At 63.8% G+C, this 21,400-nt stretch carries 26 protein-coding genes; 7 read left to right on the forward strand and 19 right to left on the reverse strand.

The features are described from left to right. Window positions 1-2: 2 nt before the first annotated feature. Window positions 3-1,280 carry a phosphopyruvate hydratase gene (gene eno, locus RN01_RS22495; protein ID WP_024569436.1) on the reverse strand — a complete coding sequence of 426 codons (1,278 nt, stop codon included), beginning with the start codon at window positions 1,278-1,280 and terminating at the stop codon, window positions 3-5. A gap of 119 nt (window positions 1,281-1,399) precedes the next feature. Between eno and RN01_RS22500 the strand changes: the two genes are divergently transcribed. Then, entirely contained in the window at window positions 1,400-2,299 is a 900-nt protein-coding gene (locus tag RN01_RS22500; RefSeq protein WP_024569435.1) for a LysR substrate-binding domain-containing protein, read from the forward strand. Here the strand turns inward: RN01_RS22500 and RN01_RS22505 are convergent. Together RN01_RS22505 and RN01_RS22510 are read right to left on the reverse strand one after the other, a co-directional pair. Further along, window positions 2,220-3,734: a HAMP domain-containing sensor histidine kinase gene (locus RN01_RS22505; protein WP_024569434.1), complete on the reverse strand. Its 1,515-nt coding sequence runs from the start codon at window positions 3,732-3,734 to the stop codon at window positions 2,220-2,222. The two genes, RN01_RS22500 and RN01_RS22505, sit on opposite strands and share 80 nt — an antisense overlap. Further along, window positions 3,731-4,474 (reverse strand): response regulator transcription factor, encoded by a 744-nt coding sequence (locus tag RN01_RS22510; RefSeq protein ID WP_017512832.1) that lies wholly within the window; start codon window positions 4,472-4,474, stop codon window positions 3,731-3,733. The genes RN01_RS22505 and RN01_RS22510 overlap by 4 nt, the downstream gene beginning before the upstream one ends. Window positions 4,475-4,625: 151 nt before the next feature. Here RN01_RS22510 and msrB point away from each other — a divergent pair, with 151 nt between their 5' ends. From msrB to msrA, 3 genes are read left to right on the forward strand one after another with little or no spacing between them, the layout of a single operon-like run. After that, complete coding sequence (gene msrB, locus RN01_RS22515) at window positions 4,626-5,141, forward strand: peptide-methionine (R)-S-oxide reductase MsrB (protein ID WP_017512831.1); 516 nt, start codon at window positions 4,626-4,628, stop codon at window positions 5,139-5,141. A gap of 36 nt (window positions 5,142-5,177) precedes the next feature. Beyond that, entirely contained in the window at window positions 5,178-6,968 is a 1,791-nt protein-coding gene (locus RN01_RS22520) for a cytochrome c biogenesis protein DipZ (RefSeq protein WP_017512830.1), read from the forward strand. A 27-nt stretch (window positions 6,969-6,995) separates the two neighbouring features. Further along, window positions 6,996-7,727 carry a peptide-methionine (S)-S-oxide reductase MsrA gene (gene msrA, locus RN01_RS22525; RefSeq protein WP_017512829.1) on the forward strand — a complete coding sequence of 244 codons (732 nt, stop codon included), beginning with the start codon at window positions 6,996-6,998 and terminating at the stop codon, window positions 7,725-7,727. 595 nt (window positions 7,728-8,322) lie between these two features. Here the strand turns inward: msrA and RN01_RS34930 are convergent. The 7 genes from RN01_RS34930 to RN01_RS22555 form a co-directional block, all read right to left on the reverse strand. Next, the gene (locus RN01_RS34930) at window positions 8,323-8,454 is read right to left on the reverse strand and encodes a hypothetical protein (RefSeq protein WP_017512827.1); all 132 of its coding nucleotides are present in this window, start codon (window positions 8,452-8,454) and stop codon (window positions 8,323-8,325) included. Further along, on the reverse strand, window positions 8,445-8,699 hold the full coding sequence (locus RN01_RS22530) for a hypothetical protein (protein WP_017512826.1): 255 nt from the start codon (window positions 8,697-8,699) through the stop codon (window positions 8,445-8,447). Before RN01_RS22530 ends, RN01_RS34930 begins: the two co-directional genes overlap by 10 nt. Next, entirely contained in the window at window positions 8,696-9,115 is a 420-nt protein-coding gene (locus RN01_RS22535) for a hypothetical protein (protein ID WP_017512825.1), read from the reverse strand. The genes RN01_RS22530 and RN01_RS22535 overlap by 4 nt, the downstream gene beginning before the upstream one ends. Next, window positions 9,102-9,659 (reverse strand): hypothetical protein, encoded by a 558-nt coding sequence (locus RN01_RS22540; RefSeq protein ID WP_017512824.1) that lies wholly within the window; start codon window positions 9,657-9,659, stop codon window positions 9,102-9,104. Before RN01_RS22540 ends, RN01_RS22535 begins: the two co-directional genes overlap by 14 nt. Before the next feature lie 62 nt (window positions 9,660-9,721). Continuing rightward, window positions 9,722-10,063: a DUF6527 family protein gene (locus RN01_RS22545; protein WP_017512823.1), complete on the reverse strand. Its 342-nt coding sequence runs from the start codon at window positions 10,061-10,063 to the stop codon at window positions 9,722-9,724. Beyond that, window positions 10,060-10,608 (reverse strand): glycoside hydrolase family 19 protein, encoded by a 549-nt coding sequence (locus RN01_RS22550; protein ID WP_017512822.1) that lies wholly within the window; start codon window positions 10,606-10,608, stop codon window positions 10,060-10,062. The genes RN01_RS22545 and RN01_RS22550 overlap by 4 nt, the downstream gene beginning before the upstream one ends. Continuing rightward, complete coding sequence (locus RN01_RS22555; protein WP_017512821.1) at window positions 10,601-11,002, reverse strand: hypothetical protein; 402 nt, start codon at window positions 11,000-11,002, stop codon at window positions 10,601-10,603. The genes RN01_RS22550 and RN01_RS22555 overlap by 8 nt, the downstream gene beginning before the upstream one ends. Window positions 11,003-11,107: 105 nt before the next feature. On the opposite strand from RN01_RS22555, the gene RN01_RS22560 reads away from it, so the two are divergent. The 3 genes from RN01_RS22560 (at window position 11,108) to RN01_RS32555 (ending at window position 12,396) form a co-directional block, all read left to right on the forward strand. Then, complete coding sequence (locus RN01_RS22560; protein WP_017512820.1) at window positions 11,108-11,299, forward strand: hypothetical protein; 192 nt, start codon at window positions 11,108-11,110, stop codon at window positions 11,297-11,299. A gap of 114 nt (window positions 11,300-11,413) precedes the next feature. Further along, a complete protein-coding gene (locus tag RN01_RS22565) occupies window positions 11,414-11,695 on the forward strand; it encodes a hypothetical protein (protein WP_017512819.1) in 282 nt (93 codons plus the stop codon). Between the two features lie 5 nt (window positions 11,696-11,700). Then, window positions 11,701-12,396 carry an SGNH/GDSL hydrolase family protein gene (locus RN01_RS32555; RefSeq protein WP_080672748.1) on the forward strand — a complete coding sequence of 232 codons (696 nt, stop codon included), beginning with the start codon at window positions 11,701-11,703 and terminating at the stop codon, window positions 12,394-12,396. A gap of 49 nt (window positions 12,397-12,445) precedes the next feature. Here RN01_RS32555 and RN01_RS33255 read toward each other — a convergent pair whose 3' ends face one another. From RN01_RS33255 to RN01_RS22615, 9 genes are all read right to left on the reverse strand, one after another. Then, on the reverse strand, window positions 12,446-12,634 hold the full coding sequence (locus RN01_RS33255; protein WP_197067581.1) for a hypothetical protein: 189 nt from the start codon (window positions 12,632-12,634) through the stop codon (window positions 12,446-12,448). Window positions 12,635-12,642: 8 nt separating this feature from the next. Next, window positions 12,643-14,394 (reverse strand): hypothetical protein, encoded by a 1,752-nt coding sequence (locus tag RN01_RS34725; protein ID WP_017514011.1) that lies wholly within the window; start codon window positions 14,392-14,394, stop codon window positions 12,643-12,645. A gap of 66 nt (window positions 14,395-14,460) precedes the next feature. After that, a complete protein-coding gene (locus RN01_RS22585; RefSeq protein ID WP_111733350.1) occupies window positions 14,461-15,051 on the reverse strand; it encodes a hypothetical protein in 591 nt (196 codons plus the stop codon). 83 nt (window positions 15,052-15,134) lie between these two features. After that, complete coding sequence (locus tag RN01_RS22590) at window positions 15,135-16,262, reverse strand: baseplate J/gp47 family protein (protein WP_024569429.1); 1,128 nt, start codon at window positions 16,260-16,262, stop codon at window positions 15,135-15,137. Window positions 16,263-16,319: 57 nt separating this feature from the next. Further along, entirely contained in the window at window positions 16,320-16,721 is a 402-nt protein-coding gene (locus RN01_RS22595; protein WP_017514013.1) for a hypothetical protein, read from the reverse strand. Continuing rightward, complete coding sequence (locus RN01_RS22600; protein WP_017514014.1) at window positions 16,718-17,371, reverse strand: phage baseplate assembly protein V; 654 nt, start codon at window positions 17,369-17,371, stop codon at window positions 16,718-16,720. Before RN01_RS22600 ends, RN01_RS22595 begins: the two co-directional genes overlap by 4 nt. After that, window positions 17,368-18,513 carry a phage late control D family protein gene (locus RN01_RS22605; protein ID WP_029699930.1) on the reverse strand — a complete coding sequence of 382 codons (1,146 nt, stop codon included), beginning with the start codon at window positions 18,511-18,513 and terminating at the stop codon, window positions 17,368-17,370. Before RN01_RS22605 ends, RN01_RS22600 begins: the two co-directional genes overlap by 4 nt. Beyond that, the gene (locus tag RN01_RS22610) at window positions 18,506-19,459 is read right to left on the reverse strand and encodes a hypothetical protein (protein ID WP_024569427.1); all 954 of its coding nucleotides are present in this window, start codon (window positions 19,457-19,459) and stop codon (window positions 18,506-18,508) included. Before RN01_RS22610 ends, RN01_RS22605 begins: the two co-directional genes overlap by 8 nt. Window positions 19,460-19,461: 2 nt before the next feature. Beyond that, on the reverse strand, window positions 19,462-21,381 hold the full coding sequence (locus tag RN01_RS22615) for a hypothetical protein (protein WP_024569426.1): 1,920 nt from the start codon (window positions 21,379-21,381) through the stop codon (window positions 19,462-19,464). Between the last annotated feature and the right edge of the window lie 19 nt (window positions 21,382-21,400).

Genomic DNA, 21,400 nt, shown 5'->3' on the forward strand with positions numbered 1-21,400 from the left:
CCCTAGCGGCGCCGCAGCAACGCGCCCGCGTACTCGGCACGCGACCCAAGCTCGCGCTCTATGCGCAGCAGGCGGTTGTACTTGGCAGTGCGATCCGCACGCGACATCGACCCCGTCTTGATCTGCCCGCATCGCAGCGCCACAGCAAGGTCGGCGATCGTCACATCCTCGGTTTCACCCGAACGATGTGACATCACGGCCGAATACCCGTAACCATGGGCCACGCGAACCGTCTCGCGCATCTCGCTCAGCGTGCCGATCTGGTTGGCCTTGACCAGGATGGCGTTGGCCATACCCTGCTCCACCCCCTGCCTCAGCAAGGTCGGATGTGTGCAGAACACATCGTCGCCAACAAGCTGGCACCGCTTGCCGAGCTGCCGCGTCAGCAATTGCCAGCCCATCGCATCGTCTTCGGCCATGCCATCCTCGATCGAAACAATCGGATAGCGGTCCGCGAGGCGTACCAGATAGGCCACCTGCTCCTCGCGCGAGCGCTCGACGCCCTCCCCCTGATAGACATAGCTGCCATTGACATATAGCTCGCTGGCGGCGGGGTCGATGGCCAGCGCGATGTCCTCGCCGGGGCGATAGCCCGCCTTGGCGATGGCTGCGACCAGAATGTCCAACGCCTCCTCGGCAGCGTGAAATTCGGGCGCGAAGCCACCCTCATCGCCCACGTTGGTGGTATAGCCGGCAGCCTTCAGCATGCCGCGTAGTGTATGGAAAACCTCCGAGCCGGCACGTACCGCCTCGGTGAAGGTCGGTGCTCCGGCAGGCATGATCATGAATTCCTGGAAATCGAGCGCATTGTCGGCATGGGCTCCGCCATTGATCACGTTGATCAGCGGCACGGGCAGCAACGAAGCACGCTCTCCGCCAAGGTAGGTGAATAGCGACAGACCATTCGACACCGCAGCCGCATGAGCCACGGCCAAGGACACGCCGAGCAACGCATTGGCGCCAAGCCGACGCTTATCCGGGGTGCCGTCGAGGTCGATCATGATCGTGTCGATCTCGGGTTGGTCACCGGCATCACGCCCGAGCAATGCCTCACGCAACTCGGTGTTGACGGCCTGAACCGCCCGCGACACACCCCGCCCCAGATAGCGTCGTGGATCGGCATCGCGCAACTCCACGGCCTCGCGCGCGCCGGTCGATGCCCCCGACGGCACAATGGCCCGGCCGACCGCGCCGTCGTCGAGCACGACCTCCACCTCCACCGTCGGATTCCCCCGACTATCCAGCACCTCCAGCCCCCGGATCTCAGCCACCTTGCTCATTCGCGCACTCCCTTTGTGAGAAAAATGAAGATACGTCGATCCTAAAAGGCTTTCACCAAGCTGAATATCGCGTTATTTTCCTCAATTCGTCAGTTTTTCTCACATAGTCGGAGCATACGGTGCGAACCCTGCCCCCAATGTCAACCTTGCGCGCGTTCGAGGCCACGGCCCGTACGGGCTCCGTGACCCGCGCCGCCGAAGAGCTATTTCGCACGCACGGCGCAGTCAGCCGGCAGTTGCGCCAATTGCAGGAACATGCGGGCGTGGAGCTATTCGAGCGCGAGGGGACCGGTCTGCGCCTGAACGAGCACGGCCAGGCGCTCTATGAGGTGGTACGCACGGCGCTGGACCAGCTCGAACAAGGTTACGGTCGTCTGCTCGATCAAGCGCGCGGGCCCACGCTGCACGTGGCCTGTAGCGCGACCTTCGCGATGCGCTGGCTGGTACCCGAATTGGTCGATTTCTATCGGCTGCGGCCCGATATCCGTATCCGGCTCTCGATGACATCGGCGCGCGAGATCCGCACCGAAGGCGCAGACGTGGTAATTGCCTGGGACCTGTCGTCGTACCCCGCCGCCGAACGGCAACGCGCGATCCAGTTGGCGCCGGTCGCCTTCGGCCCGGTCTGCGCGCCCGCCTATGCGCCGGAAGTGGCCACCGGCGCGCGCATCACGCACGATTTCACATCGAGCGCGTGGGACCAGTGGGAAGCGCTGACCGGTCATCACATCGCACCCGGCGCAGGGCTGACGTTTCCGCACACGCATCTTTGCATCCAGGCCGCCCTGTCGGGGCTGGGCGTGGCGCTGATCGAGCAACGGCTGATCCAGGCGGAACTGGCGGCAGGCACCCTCGTGGCGCCCTACGGATTCACCGCGTTTGGCGGCGGTCTGATGGCGGTCCCGGCCACGCGCGACGTGCCGGCCGATGCCGATGTGTTTATCGCGTGGTTGCAGCGTCGGCTATTGCCGCCGGCCGACTCTCGCGCCCCGCGACAGGCAGGACAAAACGGAGCGTAGTGCCCACCTGCCCCTCGACCAGCCGCGCCTGACTGCCGTTCAACTGGAGCATTCGCTGCACGATCAGCAGACCGAGCCCGCCGCCCCGGTGCGCGCCGCCCGACGGAAACGGCCGCTGGAATAACGACTCGCGCAAGGCCGGCGGAATCCCCGGTCCCGTATCGCTGACCGTCACCGCCACGCTGCCATTCTGGCTGGTCAGGTCGACTTCGACAGTGCCACCCGCCGGTGTATGGCGAATCGCGTTGTCGAGCAGGTTCGTCAGCACGCGCTCGATCATGCCGAGGTCGGCGGTGACGGCAGGCAGCACGGGCGGCACGCCGGCGCGCAATTGCAGATGCTTGGCCTCGGCCGGCAGGGCGAATTTCTCGAGCACGTCCTGTGTCAGGTCGACGATCGAGAATGTCTCGGGTATCGCCTGGACCATGCCGTGTTCGAGCCGCGCCAGTTCGAACAGCGACTGCGCCAGCCCGCCCACCTTGGCGCTCTGCGCCAGCGCGATGGCAAGGTAGCGCTGGCGTTCCTCGGCGCTGAGCTTGTCCGCCTTCAGCGAGAGCGTTTCCAGATACCCGTGCAGCGACGTCAGCGGTGTGCGCAAGTCGTGCGAGATATTGGCCACCATCTCGCGCCGCTCCTGATCCTGCTGCTTGAGCGCGCGCCATTGTGTCTCGATCCGGTCGGCCATCTGACGGAACGCCGTGCGTAGCGCGGCGATCTCGTCGCGCTGCATCGGCTCTTGTATCCGGTCGGCAGCTCCGGCGCCCGGGATGCCTGAACCCCGCAAATCGCCGGCATCGCCGGAATCAAATTGCCGGATCTCTAGCGTCAGGCGTCGCAGCGGGCGCGTGATCAGGCCGAAAGCCACCAGCCCCGCCACCAGCCCGAGCGCGGCCACCAACGCCATCGACCAGAGCGTGGTCCGCATGACCGCGTCGCGCGATGCCAGCGCGGCCAGCTTGTCATGCGCCTCGCCCTGCAGCACCACGTAGATATAGCCGCCCTGCCGCAACGGCGCCGCGCTGAACACCTTCCGCCCGCTGTCGCTGCGCGGGTCGTCGCCAAAGATCGGCAGCGCCCCACCGTCGATCAGCTTCTTCACCGGCGCCAGGTTCACGTGATCGCGCACCAGGTGCCCGGTCGGCGCATCGTGCCCGCGAATGCGCCCCTGATCGTCGAGCAGATAGACCTCAACGCTCGGATTCACGACCATCAACTGCCCGAAGAGCTGGCGCAATGCCTGCGGCGCGATGGCGCTCTGATCCTCCAGCAGCGCATTGCGCGCGATGTATGCGGCGAGCCCGCGCGATATGTCCTGGACCACCTCCTTCTCATGCATCGCGTTGGCCCGCACCTGCAGCCAGGCGGAGGCCCCGCAGCAGGCCAGCAACAACGCGGCGAAAACGGCGGACAGCCGTTGTGTCAGGGACAGGTTCACGATGCTTCCCCTTCGTCCTGCGTGGCGTCGGCTTGCGGATCGGCCACGAACCGATAGCCGCGCCGCCACACAGTCAGGATGCGCCTCGGCTGCGCCGGATCGACCTCGATCTTGGTGCGCAGCCGGTTGATATGCGTGTTCACCGTGTGCTCGTAGCCCTCGTGCTGGTAGCCCCATACCGCGTTGAGCAGATCCATGCGGGAGAACACCTTGTCCGGATGGCGCGCGAAGTAGTACAGCAGATCGAACTCGCGCGGGGTCAGGTCGAGGCGCTTGCCGTCGACAGCGGCCTCTCGCGCGAGAGGATCAATGGCCAGTCCGGCCAGCTCCAGACTGCCGGCATCGGCCCGCACGTCGCGCGCCATTGCCTCCACCCGACGTAGCAGCGCCTTGACGCGCGCCACCAGTTCCAGCACCGAGAACGGCTTGGCCAGATAGTCGTCGGCACCGAGTTCGAGCCCCAGGATGCGATGCACCTCGCTGGAACGCGCGCTGGTGATGATGATCGGCGTGTAGCGCGTCATCGCCCGGGCCCGGCGGCAGATCTCGAGACCATCCACGCCGGGCAGCATCAGGTCCAGCACCAGCGCATCCCAACCGCCCTGCTCCAGCAGGCGCAGCCCCTCGGCGCCATCGGCGCTATGCACGACTTCGTAGCGCTCGTCGCGCAGGTGCATGGCCAGCACGTTGGCGATACCGACATCGTCTTCGACCAGCAGGATGCGTTTGGCGTGTTCCATGGTGCGGCGGCTTGGCCCTCGGTTCTGAACTGGCTCTATTGTGCAGAAATCCGCCAGTCCAGTTATCACGAATTGTTTAAGGTTTGGCGAGGACTCCGCCATGGATGGTTGCCTACCATGCGTTCAACCCATCCTGAGCACGGAGACCACCATGCGCATCACCAGACGCTTTCTGCTTTCGGGCGGCTCGCTGACCGCTACGCTTGCCGCCATCGGCGGCTGGCGGCTGCTGGCCGCCGGCAATGCCAACGCCGCCGGAGCCGGCGCCCAATCCTTCGAAGTCACATTGAGCGACGAGGCGTGGCGCCAGAAGCTGACGCCGGCCCAGTACACGGTACTGCGCCACGAAGGCACCGAGCGCCCCTTCAGCAGCCCGCTCAATGATGAGCATCGCAAGGGCGTTTTCTCGTGCGCGGGCTGCCAGCTCGACCTGTTCTCGTCGTCGACCAAGTTCGACAGCGGCACTGGCTGGCCGAGCTTCTGGGCGCCGCTGGCCAACGCGGTGGGCACCACCGAGGACCGCACGTTCGGCATGGCGCGCACGGCAGTGCATTGCCGCCGTTGCGGCGGCCACCTTGGCCACGTGTTCGACGACGGCCCCAAGCCTACGGGACTGCGCTACTGCATGAACGGCGTAGCCATGACGTTCCGCCCCGCATCCGCCTGACCAGGCCTATCGCAGACCCATCACGGACCCATTGCCATGCTGCTACTGATCCTCTCCTACCTGGGCGGCGCGCTCACGATCCTGAGCCCCTGCATCCTGCCCGTACTGCCGTTCGTGTTCGCGCGCGCCGATCAACCATTCGTGCGCAGCGGCCTGCCTCTGCTGGCCGGCATGGGCCTCACCTTCGCCGGCGTGGCCACGCTCGCCGCGGTCGGTGGCGGCTGGGTCGCTCAAGCCAACCAATATGGCCGCTGGCTCGCCATCGCGCTGCTGGCCGTATTCGGACTGACGCTGCTGCTGCCCCGGCTTGCCGAACGCCTGATGCGGCCGCTGGTGAATGCGGGCAGCCGGCTGTCGAATTTCGCGCAGGCCGACGGCAAGCCCGCCAGCCCTGCCTCGTCTTTCCTGCTCGGCATTGCCACCGGCCTGCTGTGGGCGCCATGCGCGGGCCCGATCCTCGGTCTCGTGCTGACCGGCGCAGCCCTTCAGGGGGCAAGCCTGGGCACCACGCTGCTGCTGTTGGCCTACGCCGCAGGCGCGGCCACATCGCTGGCGGTGGCCCTGTTGATCGGCGGACGCGTATTCACCGCGATGAAGCGTTCGCTCGACGCCGGCGAATGGGTTCGCCGGGGGATCGGCGTGGCGATGCTGGCCGGCGTGGCGGCAATCGCGCTCGGACTCGACACGGGCATCCTGACACGCGTCTCGACCGTGGCCACCGGCGGCCTGGAGCAGCGCCTGGTCGACGCACTGGGACACAAGGACCGTAGCGGCGGCGCGATGATGGCCGCCACCAGCGTTCCAGCAGAAGGCGGAGCCATGATGATGCGAGCCGTCGACCGTCCCGCCACACTGCCAGTGGAAGGCCAGTTCCCGGGCCTCAATGGCGCGGTGGAATGGCTCAACTCGCCGCCGCTGACTGCGGAAGCGCTGCGCGGCAAGGTCGTGCTGGTCGATTTCTGGACGTACTCGTGCATCAACTGCCTGCGCACGCTGCCCTACGTAAAGGCCTGGGCAGAGAAGTACCGGGATCAGGGCCTGGTCGTCATCGGCGTCCATGCCCCCGAGTTTGCGTTCGAACGCAATATCGACAACGTCCGCAAGGCCACGAAGGATCTCGGCGTGACCTACCCGGTGGCCATCGACAACAACTACGCGATCTGGCGCGCGTTCAACAACAACTACTGGCCGGCGCATTACTTCATCGACGCGCAGGGACGCGTGCGCTTCCATCATTTCGGCGAAGGCGAATACGAGAAATCGGAAGCCGTGATCCGGCAACTGCTGGCCGAAGCGGGCCACGTGGACGTGACGAAGGTGGCAATGACCGCGGACAACGCCATGCACGGCGTGGAGATGCCCGCCGATGCCAGCGCGCTGCGTTCGCAGGAGACCTATGTGGGCTACGCCCGTGCCGAGAACTTCGCGTCTCCGGGTGGCGCCCGGCCGGATCAATCGAAGGAATACGCTGCGCCGGCCCGCCCCACGCTCAATGAGTGGGGCCTGGCGGGCAACTGGAAGGTTGGCGAGGAACAGGCAACGCTGGAACAGGCCAGCGGGAAGATCGTCTATCGCTTCCACGCCCGCGACCTGCACCTAGTGCTCGGCCCCGCTGCGGACGGCAAGCCAGTGCGCTTCCGCGTGACGATCGACGGCAAGGCACCGGGCGCATCGCACGGCACCGATGTCGCCGCGGACGGCAGCGGGACCGTCACCGGACAGCGCCTGTATCAACTCGTACGCCAGCAAGGCGACGTCGCCGATCGCACGTTCGCCATCGAGTTCCTCGACCCCGGCGTGCAGGCCTATGCGTTCACGTTCGGCTGATCTACGCTTCTTTCAAGGAGTCTGACCATGGATGCCATGACAACACTGCAACGCTGGACCCGCCCCACCGCGCTGAAGCTCGCAAGCTTGGCCGTGCTGATGGTGGCGGCCGCAATGTGGGAGCTACCCGCGATCTCGGCCGAGGCCGCCGTGAAGATCCCCGCGCCGGCCGTCGACGAAAGAGCCGGCACGAGCCATACCGAGACCGCCGTGTTCGCCGGTGGATGCTTCTGGGGCGTGCAAGGCGTGTTCCAACATGTCCGCGGCGTTACACGGGTAACGTCCGGTTACTCTGGCGGCTCGGCCAGCAACGCGCAATACGAGATGGTGGGCACCGGCATGACCGGACACGCGGAGTCGGTCGAAATCCGCTACGACCCCACCCAGATCAGCTACGGCAAGCTGCTGCAGATCTTCTTCTCGGTCGCGCACAATCCCACGCAACTGAACTATCAGGGGCCCGATCACGGCACGCAGTACCGCTCGGCGATCTTCCCGCGCACGCCGGTGCAACGCTCGATTGCCGAGGCGTATATCGCCCAGCTCGACACGTCAAAAGCGTACCGCGCGCCGATCGTCACGCGCGTCGAGGATTACAAGGGGTTCTTTCCGGCCGAGAACTATCACCAGGATTTTCTCGTCAAGAATCCGAGCTATCCGTACATCGTCATCAATGACCTGCCGAAGATCGGCAATCTGAAAACGATGTTCCCGGACGTGTATCGGAATGATGCGGTGCTGGTATCGAAGGGAGGTTGAAGCGATCGGTGAGAGATGGCGCCAGGGTCAGCCCAGCACCTTGACCGCTATCGTCAGGAACCAGCCCGCAGCCAGGCAGGCCCCCACCCATCCAAAACCAATCAGAAATATGTCTCGCCAGTTCATCCGTTCCTACTCCGACAGCGCAAGCTGCCGTGTCGATGCAATGGGGAAAGGCTAGTCGATGACAGGGTGAGAACCTATGTCCGAAATGTAAGGAAGGATTGCAACGTGCTGCGCTTTATTTCGGACAGCGTTACAAGATGAAAGAGGAGTTCCTACCCCGCATTCTTGCCGCTCGAACTCACAACACGAGTGCCGGCTACGGAGCCTCAGATTCCAAACCTTCCATTTGCGGGACCGGCGGGACCAAAAAGACAAAAGGCCTGACAGGAAACCTGTCAGGCCTTTCATTTTCTGGTCGGGGCGAGAGGATTTGAACCTCCGACCACCTGCACCCCATGCAGAGTGAAAAACGGCAGCAAAGCCTTATGCAGTAAGGCGCGGCGCGGAATCCATCCAAGAAAGTGCTCAATTAGTGAGCACGACAGCATGCGGGTTTCCGGGCGACTCTAGTCCAATTATTGGATGCCAATCAGAAGCGAATTTCAGCACTACACTCGGCCTCGTAGCCGCCATTGCCGCCGTCGGCGCCACAGTCCAGCGCCGCACAGGCGGCAAGCAGCACAGCCGCGCCGACGGCAACCAGCACGCGGATCACTGGCATGCCGCGACTGCCGCCTTCAGGCGAGCCTCGTAGCCTGCGCGGAGCGCCAGCTCGGCAAGCGCAGCCTTGAACCACTCGAAATCGCTGGCAGTGGCGGCGACCTTGGCCAGCGGCCAGTCCGGCTCCGGAATCTCGGCCGTCTTGCACGGCACCGGGACCGGCACTTTCACCTCCACCGGCTTCTCGACCACTTGCGGCGCGGCGCAGCCTGCCAGCAGCAGACACAACATCAGCGCGCGGATCATGGGCGCTCCTTCACGTAGGTCAGCCGCAGGCCATGCAGCGACGCGCATTGGTCTGCGCCGGCGGCTTGCGCCTGGATCTTCCCGGCCAGCAGGGTGTACTTCGACTGCGCGGCCTGGGCATCGGCATCGGCCTTGGCGGCCTGGTACTGGCGCAGCTTGGCCTGCGCCGCGAGGTTGGCCACCGCGGCATTCTGCGTGCCAAGCATGCCGGTCAGTTCCCGATTGGCCGCCTGCGCCTTGCCGAGGTCTGCCTGTGCCGTCTTCAGCGCCGCGCGCGCCGTGTCCCGCTCATCCCGGTAGACCAGAACAGCGCCACCGGCCACGGCCAGGATGACCAGCACCGCCGCGACGAAGATCCGCTGCGGCGTGGCGAATATCGCCTTCAGTGCGGTGCCGATGGCGTCAAGTATCAGCATGGTGGATCACCTCCGTGGGGCTGAACTGGTAGCCTTCGCGCGCGTACTTCTGTGCAATCCAGAGCGGGAAAGGCATGTCGTGGATACCAGCGTCCTTGCCGGTGTGGTGCTCCTTGCAGAGCAGCAGCCCGTTCACCGTCATGTCGTCGACGAACAGGTACGGATCGGCCGGAACCTTGTAATGCACGTCAGGGTGAAGCGGCGTCTCACCGGCCACCGTCACCGTTTTGGCGCCCTTGAAGAAGCCGACCCAGTCGAACGCGGCGGCGCGCTCTCCGAACTCGCCGCCCTTGGCTTGGGCTGCCACGCGGTCCCAGTCGATCAGATTGGCCAGCGACCGCTCAATCGGGTGGTGATGAGCCTCGAGTGGATGGCCGGACTCCTCTGCCGTCGCGTTGCAGATGAAGCAGCGTCCGCCCTCACGCGCGATCAGCGCCTTCTTGGAATGCAGGAACAGCGGCGTGGTGGTGCGCGCCTCGTGGCCAGGCAGCAGGACGTCGACGGCCAGCGTCTCTTTCTCTTCGTGGGTATCGGTGACGGCCATGTGGCCCTCCAGAAAAGCAAAAAGCCCCGCGCGCGGCGGGGCTCAGATGGGGATGGGTGGAGTCAGGCGACTTCGGGCAGCTCGACTGTCTGGCCGGCGAGAGCGTGCGTGCAGTCGCCGAGGAACTGAATACGGCCGTCCGTCACGAACGAGTGGCAACGCAATGGGCGCGCTGCGGGCAACCCTTCGCCGCGCATGTAGGCTGCGTGCTCGTCGTCAGTCATTTGGGCCACGCCAGTCACAAGCACGCTGGGCGTGAATGTGGGCCGCTCCATGCTGCCGTTCCAGCCCCACACAGGAACGCCGGTGCCGGCGATATGCACATGGTGCCCCATGCCGCAACCGGGGCACTCGAACAGCATCGTCCGGATGGCGTCGTTGCGCTTCAGTTCTTCGATCTTCATGCGGCCTCCAGTACTTGCTTTGCCGTGTTCCACAGCGCGCGGCGATCGGCGATGCCGTTCGTGCCACCGTTGATGGCTCGCGTCAGCCCGACGAAGTCGCCGGCATCGGCGAAGCGGTTTAGGTTGTGGGTGTGCCAGTACCATCCTGCCGACGCCGCGGCATGCTCCGCCTGCTCGAGCAACTCGGGGTGGGCGATCAGGTCGAGGTGCAGATCGAACCCACACAGCAGGTAGTTCTTGCGACCGGTGATCTGGATCAGGCCGCGTCCCATGTACCGCTTTCCGTCTCCGGGCTCGGTGTTGCCAAGGTCAGCCCTACCCTCATACCGGATCTGTGCCGGCGTCGGTCCCCAGATCTCGCGGAGCAAGCGCAGTTGGCCGGATTCGTGTCCGACCTGGGCGAGGAACGCGGCCGAGCGCGTCGGCGTGCTGATCTCGAACTGCAGCATGCACGCCGACAGGTATGGCGCGAACACGTCCGCGCGCGCGCCGGCCATCGGCATGATCTTGCGCAGTTGCGCGGCAGTGATCAGCGCGTCAGCCATTCCTCGCTCCCGCCACCGCGTCGCGCGCGTCCTGCACCACCTCTGCCAGGTCCTTGTCCTTGCGCTTCTCGATCCAGTTGAACACCCATCGGACGATGGACCAGGCAGGCAGCCCGCAGGCGAACACCAGACCCAGCATGGCCACCAGGCCGAACGGATCGTGCGCCCACGACTGCAGGCCGAACTTCATGATCACGGCCGACCCGCCGCCGATCGATCCGACGACAGTCGAAACCAGCCCTACCGCCCATTCCTTCGGGCTTCGCGGAGTTGTTATGCACATGACGACGATGGAAGCTAAGCCCGCACCGATTGCGCCAGCGCCCGCCGCGCCGCCGAGAAGTTTCCAGCCGGCAGCGCCGCCAACGCCAGTCGCCGTAATTGGATCGGACATGTTGAGACCCCGGAAATGAAAATGCCCGCTCGAGGCGGGCTGTGATTAGCGAAACTTGACATTAGCCCCATAGGGCAGCCTTCAGTCGCTGCTACAATCGCGGCCATGGAACAGTTCAGCTTTCCGAAACTCTTCGTTCGCGTCGCCGGCTTCATATCGCTCGCGATCATCGGCTTGCGCCTTGGCGAAGCTGTTGGCTTTGATGCGATCCCCATCAGCACGGACTCCGTGCTCATGTCGCTTGCTGGCCTGGTGCTGTGGGTGAGCAGCGAGAAATCCTGGGGCAGGAGAAAGTAGTGCTATCTTCCCCTTGACACGTAGCCCCATCGGGGCTATTTTCTTTCAAAGGGTAGCGTATCGCGCAGCCCGCCAACCCGAAAGGACGATTCATGACTCCCATCCGCATTTCCCATGAAAACCCTTCGCAACTACGTCGCGCCGTCGACGGAGGATCTGGCCGCCCTGAAAGCGCGGTTGTCGATGACCGGCGAGCAGATGGCGGAACTGGCGGCGGTCGCTGGCTCCAATCAGTGGCGGAAGTACACAGGTGGGCACACGCCACGCAGCGTTGGACCGCACATGCTGTTCTGGATCGCTGCGCGCATGGAACTCAGCGACGAGCAATTCGGGGCAGTGCTGGCAAAGATGCGCGAACTGGGAGCGGCATTCGATTTCAGCGAGCCTCAATCTTGAAGGGGATGCTCGCGGGCCTCGTTGGCGCGTTCCTATTGTCAGGGTGCGGCGGTGGAGGTGATGCCGCGCCTCAACAGGCAGCCAGTGCGCCTGCCGCTGCTCCGAAGACTGTCAAGATTGAGGCATACGGTGACAGCACGATGTGGGGGCAAGATGGGGCGCAACCGCCCGTTATACAGGCTAGTGTTACGCAGCCGTCGAGCGCGCAGGCAGCCTTGCAAGCCGGTTACGGCCAAACTGTTACGGTCGTCAATGAAGGTGTGCCAGGCACGAATGCGGCAAACCTCATCAACGGCACGGACGGCAAGCACTTGCCCTGGCAGCAACTGATGGCGAATTCAACGGCGCAGATCGTCGCCATTAATTTCTGCATCAATGATGCATACCTCGCCAACAACGAGTCGCCCGAGCAATACCGCGCGCTGCTGGTGCAGATTATTGACATCGCACTGGGCGCCGGCAAGACCATCTTCCTTGTCGAGCCGAACATGATCAACGATCCCGTCAACCGGCCCAACATGGCGGCATACGTCACGGTCATGCGAGATGTAGCCGCGGCAACCAATACGCCCCTGGTGCCGAACTACGCCTATCCTGCCGTCACACCCGACAACATCCACCCTACCGCTGCGACCTATGCTGCGATGGGTGAGCGCATGGCCGCGGTCATGTGGTCAACTGTCGCGGCCATGCGGCAATAACGCCAAGCGAAGCCGGAAGCGCGCGGTGGACAAGCCAGCGTGCGCAACCCTATGCCGTGGGCGCCGGTAAGCTGCCCTTCATGATCGCCGGCATTTCATTGTAGAAACTCGCCCAACGCGGATCGGACGCAGCCAATTCTCCTTGATGAGGATGATCTTCTGGGTCTTGCGGCCCTGCAAAGTAACTCGCCACCGTCGACTCAGATTCATCGGAGAATTGCACATAGATTGTCTGCATGGCTTTCCTTAGAAAGTGTATTCGGATACCTGGACGCTGAAGGTCATGGTTCCTGCTGATGCTGTGGCTACGTAGAACAACTGCTGGGCGGAAGTGATTTGCACATGCGGCAATGGCACCTGAACGCCAGCACTAGCGACAGCCGAGACGCCCGACACAGCTTCCTCCCCAATTCCAGAAGATGCGCTGGCGATCTTCGCCACTAAGGTGCCGCCTGTAGAACTGCAAGTGATAGAGACAGTCGGACGACACGTCTTCGCGTTTGCAGGGATTGCCGGCGTCGCGTTCAGGCCGGAATAGGTTGCTTGCTGGGTCGCGGTACTGATCAGCAGGATAGGGACGAAGCAAAACGTGCGGTCGAACTGGTTCCCGACGATCAGTTGACCGCTGCCATTCGTCGGCCAGATCCCAATCAGCGCAGTTGCGGTGTACCCCGCCGGGAGGTTTGCCCCTCCATACACGTTCCCCATAACCGCTAGAGCAGGAGCGTTCTGCGCGAAGATACCGACCGCTTTCGTCGACGGGTTGTAAGCCGCATAGATGGCGACATACCCGCTCACTGGCGCGCTGCCCGTGTCCATCCCGCCGATACCGGTCGTCGCGACGTTCAGCGTCTGGCTGAACGAGCTGAGCTTGTACTGCAGACCGCCAAGCGCGGATTCGACGATGATTTCGTCGGCGGTATAGGCAACGCTGGATGCTGCCGCCCCCGACACCGAAGCCTTGAGATTCCTTGCCGAACCAACGACACCGGTCAACTGGCCGAACTGGGCGCCATGGTTGATGTTGATGCCTGGCGACACCTGCAGAGCGCCGCCCGTGCACTCGACCAGGATGAACGAGTTGATGTCGGCACGCCAGACGACTTGGCACTTTCCGTTCGGGATAATCTCCCCGCCGGTCAGCGCCTGGTGCGCGCCACCGATCAGCGGGAATGCGCCCAGCCCGTTGACGTTCAGCGTCGTAGCGCCGGTATTCGCCGCCTTCGCCTTGAACCACAACACCATGCCGTCGGTCAGTGCGTAGACCGGAGGCTGGTAGTTCACGACACAGACGTTCGCCGCACCCACGTCAGCGGCCACGGTGAGGCTGCTCGCCTGAACTGCCGGCAGAAGACCGCCAGATGGAATAACAGGCGCAGTGGTAGCAACCGCGATGCTCGTCGTCGTGATGGTGGTTTGGCCGTATGCAACGGTCACGATCGCCAGCGCGACGAAGCCCGGATCCGGCGATGGCGTCGTCTGCGAGCCGGTCGGGGCGGCGGTCCCGGCCTTGGCGTTCGTGACGACGATGCCGAAGCGCCTGGTGTTCTGCGCTGCGCCGTTGTTGCCGGGGCCGCTGAACGCCTGCGACGGATTGGAGGCGTTGTAGTACGGCAGAGTCACCGGCAGACCATCGGACTCGGTGAATGCCGTCTGGATCAGATAGTTGATCGAGAACCCACTCGTCGTTGGAGCCGGGCACGCGACCGTCACCGCATCAAGCGCAACGCCTTGCTTCATCACCAGGTGCGTTGTGTCGGCGGCCAACGAACTATATGGGTTCGTGTCGACGTTTGCGAGCGCGTAGACCTCCCCCGGCGACACAACGACGTTCAACGCGGCCGGGCTGTTCGGGCCAACGCTCAAGCCATTGACGAGCATCGTCGTTCCAAGCACGGCCGCAGCCAGCTTTGACAGTGCGATCATGGTGTTCTTGTTGGTGTTCAGCAGGTCCGTTTCGAGGGGAATCTGCCCCGGATAGATGATCTGGCGGTCCATTCAACTGGCTCCAAGAATGAAAAAAGCCCGCGCTATGGCGGGCTTGCTCGAAAGGTAGGGTCGGTATCAGTTCTGGATCGCTGTCCAGATGGTCGTAGCGACAGGCTTTGTCGCCTCAATCGCGGCGTAGATGTCGGCGTCCGTGACGCTGCCCTGGATCATCGAGAGCGATGCGTATTCGGCTTGGGATGGCGTCCCATAGGCGCCTGTGGATACCCCATATCCTGCAACGTTAGGAATGCCAGACCCGAAGGGACGGTAAGCGACAACGAAGCACTGGTACGACATCAGCAGCGAACCGTAGGCTCCCGCCACGCCGTAGCCGATCAACGGGCCGCCATAAGAGCCGGTATCCGCCGGCCTTGCCGGCTCGATGATCGTCGGCGTGCGCCCGGTCAGATCCTTCAAGACCTTGACCATCCCGTTCCGGGTCGCCCTCTCGCGAAACATGTTCGCGATGATGTTGGCGCGAAACGATGCGTCGGACTGGTTGGCTTTGCGCTGGACAGCCGAACCGAAGAAGTCGGCAGCGATCAGATCAAGCCAGCCATCCGTCGCGGTCAGGATCCGCGTCTGCAGCTTCGCGTAGACATACAGCGAATAGACGAAACTGAGCGCCGTCGCGATGCCCGCCAGCAGTGAGTCGACGACCGGCATGGAGTCGGCCGTGGATCCGAACCACCGGGATGGCAGCGCTGACTTCAGGCGCGCGAAGATATCGTTGTTGTCGCCTGTCGCCATCACGCCACCGTCACAGTCCCGTACTTCACAATCTGCTGGTTGGTCGCCGCCAGGTCGGCGGTACCGCTGTTGAGCGTGGTGCCGGTCACGTTGGTAACGCCCGGAGAGGCGTCGTAGGCTACTTGCGCCAGGCGGCTGTAGCTCAGGGTCTGACCGATTGCCAGCGAGTTGATATAGCTCTGCAACGCGGCCTGCACTAGGGTGACCACCGCGGAATGGCTATAGCCTGCCGCCGTGGTAATGGTCATGGCCACGTTCGCCGTCACGACCACAGGCGCGAAGACCCCGAAGGTCGATGTGAACGGCCTCACCGCATCGATGGCATTGGACACCGACGACAGCAGCGTGCTCGGTGGGCTGCCCGTGCCATCGTCGACCACGGCATAGAAGTAACCGGGTTGAGAAACGCCGCCATAAGTCTGATTCTCGACCAGCACATAGCTCAAGCCCTGCTTGACAACCAGGATGGCGTTGCCGATCGCCGTCTTCGTGGCCTTGGACAGGCCGTTGATGTAGGTGATGAACCGTGCGCGGAAGGCGCCGTCCGTTTCAGCGTCGGTGCCGTTCGTGAAGCCTGCCGCATTCGTCACCGTGTCCACGTACTGGACCGCTTGCGTCAGCGTCGTGATCGTATTGGCGAGCACGTTGGTCACGGAGCCGGTATTCACCGCCTGGACGGTGGCCACAGCACTGGCAATCCCCGCCGCGATCACATAGCCCCCGAGCGCCGCGCTGTAGGCAGACTGCGTCGTGTCCGCGATCAACGTGAACTGCTGCGTGCCGTCGGACGTCTGGATGACCGTGCCCACGGGAATGACGGACTGATAGGTCGGCGTGAAGCGCGAGAACGTGACCTGGCCCGTTGACGCTGTGGCCGCTAGGCGAGTCAGGCCGTAGTCGAGCATCCAGCTGTCGAGATCCGCGCCGCTCGACGTCGCCGCGCGCGTGGCCTGCAGTAACAGCAGGATCAGGCTTTCCAGCCAGATCACCACCTGCGCGGTCGCCTCGACCACCGCGCGCGTCACGGAGCCGACCGTGAAGTCGACCAGGACCTTGGCCTTCTGCTGCACCGACGTGGCCATGTTCTGGATGGTCGTCGGCAGATCCCACGAAGTGATTTGAGGCATGGCGTCCAGGAATGGAAAAGCCGCCCGAAGGCGGCCCAGTTGTCAGGCAGTGAGCGCTTATGCGTTCACGTTGAATGAGAGCGTTACCGGCGCGCCCGTCCCGGCCAGCGTGTACCGGATATAGACCGAGATCGTTGACGGGTCAGGGCGCGTCACGGTGATCTGCGGCTCGGGATTCCTTGCCGCTGAATCCTCCAGCAGCATCTGGCCGCGGATCAGCGCGCGCAGCTTGCCCGCGTCGACGGCCTGGCCGACGTACCGCGCGAGCCCGGCCCCATAGGTCGGGTGCAACGGATAATCCGGCGGCCCATTCGCATCGAGCGGGTTGGTCAAGAGCCGACGGATCACTCGCTGCTGGCTGCGCGTTCCCGCGCTCACCACGCCAAGGTCCCCGGTCGGACTCGTGACTATGTCCTGGCCCCAGAGATGGTTCAGGTCGTTGAGTAATTGGACGGTCATTGCGGCACCCCGCCGAGGCCAGAGCCACCGGAGTTGATGTGTTGGTGCGTGCTGCCGATGTCGTGACCGTTCGCCGTTACACCGCCAACGAAATTGGTGTTGCCGGTAACCGTCGAAGCGTGACCACTGCCGTTGTCGCCTGAGATCGACATGCCGCCTTCGCCGCTGATCGTCTGGTTGACGTTCAGCGTGCTATCCATCTGCACTGGCCCGACGAAGTGATGCTGCGTGGCCGTGTATTTCATGGTGCTGTTCGCCGTAAGCTCCACCGTGCCGTCGTTGTGAAACTTCAGGAACGAGCCCGACTTGTGCACCAGCCAGAATTCACCGGACGGCGCGGCTGGCGGCTGCTCGACATCGGTGAAGAACCGGCCGACCACAACCCCGGCATCCTGATCCTCGCGATCGAACGCGACGATCACCTGGTCGCCGATGGTCGGCGCAGCCACCAGCCCCCAGCCCGCGCCTACATAGGTCGAGGCCAGCGGGATCCAGCCAGAGCTCTCCACGGTGTCCGGCCAGAACTTCACCCGGACGGCGTACTTACTCGGGTCATAAGCCGTGATTTGCCCGACCCGGTGCGTGGTTTTCTCGCCCTGCGCCATCTGCGCATGCGCGCGCATGATGTTGGCGAAGTGAGAGACGCTCATGACGGGATCACCGAGGTATCAAGACTGTGGTTCTTGCCGCGCACCGACATCCGGTAGGCACCATCAAAGCTCATCCGCCTCGCCACCGATTCGACGTAGTAGAGCGAGTCGAACGGCGTCTGCGTACCGGACACCTGCACCATCACGTTTGGCACCAGGATGTTGTCGCCCGGTAGGTTGGCGTTCATCTTGAGCTCGTGCCGGATGATGTCGTTGTAGATCTTCGCGGCCCGCTCCTGGGCGTCCTGCTGGCTCAGATTGGCGATGATGTAGCTGTAGACCTGCGCTGGCGCCTTCGCCGTGCCCGGCGTGATGCCCTTCGCCTTCCCCTGCGGGTAGGTCACGGAGAATCCGGCCTTCTGCTTGTGGTTGAAGCTGTGCACCTGGACAATCACGCCCTTGCCTACCGTCAACGTGCGCGAGAACCCCAGATCCAGCACGTTCGCCTGGAAGAACGCGCTGTTCTGGTCGGGGTTCTGCCACTGGATCAGGTATGGTGTCGCCGTCTTTGGATCCGGCTTGGGCCCGAAGTAAAGCGTCATGCCCTGGATATAGACCACATAGTCATAGACGCCAGCAAGCCAAGTCAGCAACTCCCACTCGGTTGTGCCGTGGCGATCGTGGATCTTGTCGATCTCGTAGATCTTGCCGACGAGCCCTGTGGTCGGCGTAACCTGCGGCGTCAGGCCGTGCCGCTTGGCCAGCGTCGTCGCGATTTGGCTTGCCGTCTGGTTCGCCCACCGGTCAAACGTCTTCGAATCGATTAGCAGCGACGTGTAGTCCCGCCCTGAAATATCCACCGTCCGCCCAGACGGATCGAAGTTGACGCTGTCGACGTTGCCAAGGATCAGCTGCTGCAGGTCCGATGTGCCGTACTGGTCCGGGTTAGGGGGGAATCCAGCATAGACCTGTGCCTGAATCGGGTTGGTGCCTAGGATGTAGTTCAGGTTGATCGGGTCGGACAGCGCGGAGATCGGCAACCGCATGCGGAACGTGCTGGCCGAGTGCCAGACGTTCTGCTCGACCTCCCAGTCCACCCACGGCACGCGGGTACCAGGCTGGTTCGGGTCTCCGAGCAGGACGATCCCCCGCGGCGCTCGTGCGCTTGGCACGGCCGGGACGATGTTCAGACTGTTAGCCACTCAGCACTCCGCCAGCGTTGTCCGGCCGCACCGGTACATTCAGCGTCTGCACGCCCTGTACCACCGGGTCCGTGATCTTGTTGGCCTTGGCAATGCCGGTCCATGCCTTGGCGTCGCCGTAGACATTGGCCGCGAGTTGCATCAGGTTGCCGCCGGCCATCGTGATCTGCTGCGCGGCGCCAGAGACGCCACCCAGGTTGGCCGACATGCGCCCCATCACCGATTGCAGGTTGTAGAGCGTCGGCAGGCTCTGGTACGCCGTGACCTGAGACGTCAGCTTGGCCGCCGCGACCGAGATCGGATTGTTCGGCACGATCCCGCCGAGCGTCGACACATTGGCGATCGTGTTCGAGGCGCTGGCGATCAGCGTCGATACCTGCGTCTGCACGGCTGCGATCGGCGCCAACACGCCGTTGATCGTGCTCTGCGCGGCGTTGGCAAGGCTCGACACCCCAGCGATGGCCGTGTTGACCGTGCCCATCAGGCCCGTCAGCGTGCCGTTTCCGATCGATGCTGTCAGCGAGTTCGCCGTCGACAGATCCGCGCCGATCAGGTCATTGATCGACGGGCCGGATAGCGACGTCTGCGGTTGCGAATGGTCTGCCACCACCTCGCAGACGATCGAATAGGGGATCATCCATTCACGCTCGAAAACTGGCAAAAAGCGATGGATGACCACCGTATAGAGCAATTCCGACCATGCCAAAGGCAGCGCCTGTCCGGCAATCCGCATCGCATCGAGGTACCGTGCGCGCGAAAGAGCGTCCTTCCCCATGAAGGTGCCAGACCAGCCTAACGGCAAGTCGTCGCGGCCCATTGCATCGACCGTGCGCGTGCCTCCGACCATTTTGTGCACGACCAACTGCTGGCTACCGCCGAACGGAATGCGCTCAGGCGCTTCCAGATCGTTAAACAGCACGTCGCCAAGGGAGAGGATGGTCGCCATGCCTATTTCGCGTATGAGTGCCCGATCGGCGGCGCCGTGCGGGTAAAGTCGAAGCCAGAATTGGTGGTCTGCGCATGCCCAAGCCCACCGGCAAGGTAATCCGCGACCACCTCACCGACCTTCTGCTTGTCGAGGTTGATCGTTGCCTGCAGCTTGATCGGCTGCTGCGGCCCTGTCTTCACATACGGGCTATCCTGCCCCGGGGTCTTGGCCTCGGCATTGCCGAACAGCGCATTGCTCGCCGCACGCCAGGGCCACGTGTAGGCGTGCCATACCGAGCCGCCGGCCGCCAGTTGCGCCTGTCCCTCGGTTGTACCGCGCGCATCCGTGATCTTTCTCAGGATGTCCGCGCCGCCCTTCAGCATGCTGGTCACCGCGGGCAACACGTTCTTGCCGAACTCCGTCTTGAAGTCCGTCCAGGCCGCTTGGAAGTCCTGTTCCGCACCCGTTGCCGTGCCCTTGGCGATCTCCAGCGCGGCGTCGATCCCGAGGGCCTTGCGGAATGCCTCGCCGGCCTTTTTGATCACCTCTTCCTGCTGATCGAACTTCGAGAACAGAGCGCCGCCGGTGCTGCCGAAGAACATGGCGTTCATCCGATCGCGTTCGGTGTCCTTGTAGCCCTGCTTGTCGTAGTAGGGCTTGACGTACTTGAAGTAGTACTCCGCCGGGTTCGTCGCGTATTCATCGGCGTGCTGCAGCGGATTACCGAGGAAACGCTTGATGCCGCCGTTGGCGTTCAGTTGGACCTTGGACGCATCCCAGATCCCCGCGTTCATCAGCTCGTGCGTAGCCTGGTTCGGCAGCTTGACGATGCCGTTCATGCGGTTGTAGGCCGTGCGCATCGACGTGGCGAACGGGCCGCCCTTGAATTCGCCGATCAGCGGTTCGAGCTCGGCGATCGCATCCATGCTCATGCGCTGCACCGAAACACCGCCAGTCCGATACAACTGCCGCAGTTGTTCCCAGTTCACCTGGCCGCCGGACGTCTGCGTCATGCGGAAGCCGAAGTCAGCGAGCTTGCTGAACTGCGCGGTATCCCGGGCACCGCCCTGCAGCTCGACCGCGCGCAGCATGGCCAGCGACTCGTGCTCCAGCTTCGCCTTGGACTCGCTTGACAGGACCGAGCTGGCCGACATCATCTTGGCGAGGAACGGCGCAGCCATCTTGGCGCCTTCCAGCGCGTGCTCGCCGCTGGCCCCAGACTCCCGGAACACGCCCTGCGCCTCGTTCATGAAGTGCATCGTCTGGATCTCAGACGTGCCGAACGGGCGCAGCTTGTGCGCGAATTCGTAGGCGCTGCGGTTCTGCTCGTCGCTCAGACCATAGAGTCGGAAGCGTGCTTGCTCAGTCTGGAGATCCTTGGCCGAATCGTAGAGCTTGTGCCCGACGTAGACTGCGGCGCCAGCGGCTGCGAGCGGCACCAGCATGTTCGTGGCCATGCCCAGACCGACGCCGCCGATGCCGAACCCGTTCGGGCCGACGTGCATGTTGCCGACATGGATGCGGCCGCCGTGCCGGCCACCGCCGCCGCCACCGGCACCAGGCAGGAGCGGCGCGCCACCACGGCCAATGCCACGGATGCCGGTCAGCGTGGCCGCAAGCGCCTTTGCCTGCGCATTCGCGGCGATCAGCTCTGCCTCGATGCCCAGACCGCCAGCCGGCAACGCGCCGCGCATGGCGAACATCCGGCTTTCGGCGATCTTCGCCTGGTCGCCGATATTCTTCAGGCTGCCGCCCAGCGACTTGGCCGAGGCGGCAAGGTTGCGGACCCCAACCACTTCCGCCCCCATCTTCTGGAGGCGCTTGTTGATCTGCAGGATGGTCGAATCAACCTTGGCGAACTCGCGCGACAGCTGCAGCAGCTTGGGCGTGACGAGGTCCGTCAGCTTCAGCGTGGAGCCGATCTCGTAGACGTTGATCATGTGTGCACTACAATCAAGA

Origin of the sequence: Cupriavidus sp. SHE (assembly GCF_000812445.1) — a bacterium.
GTDB classification, from domain to species: domain Bacteria; phylum Pseudomonadota; class Gammaproteobacteria; order Burkholderiales; family Burkholderiaceae; genus Cupriavidus; species Cupriavidus metallidurans.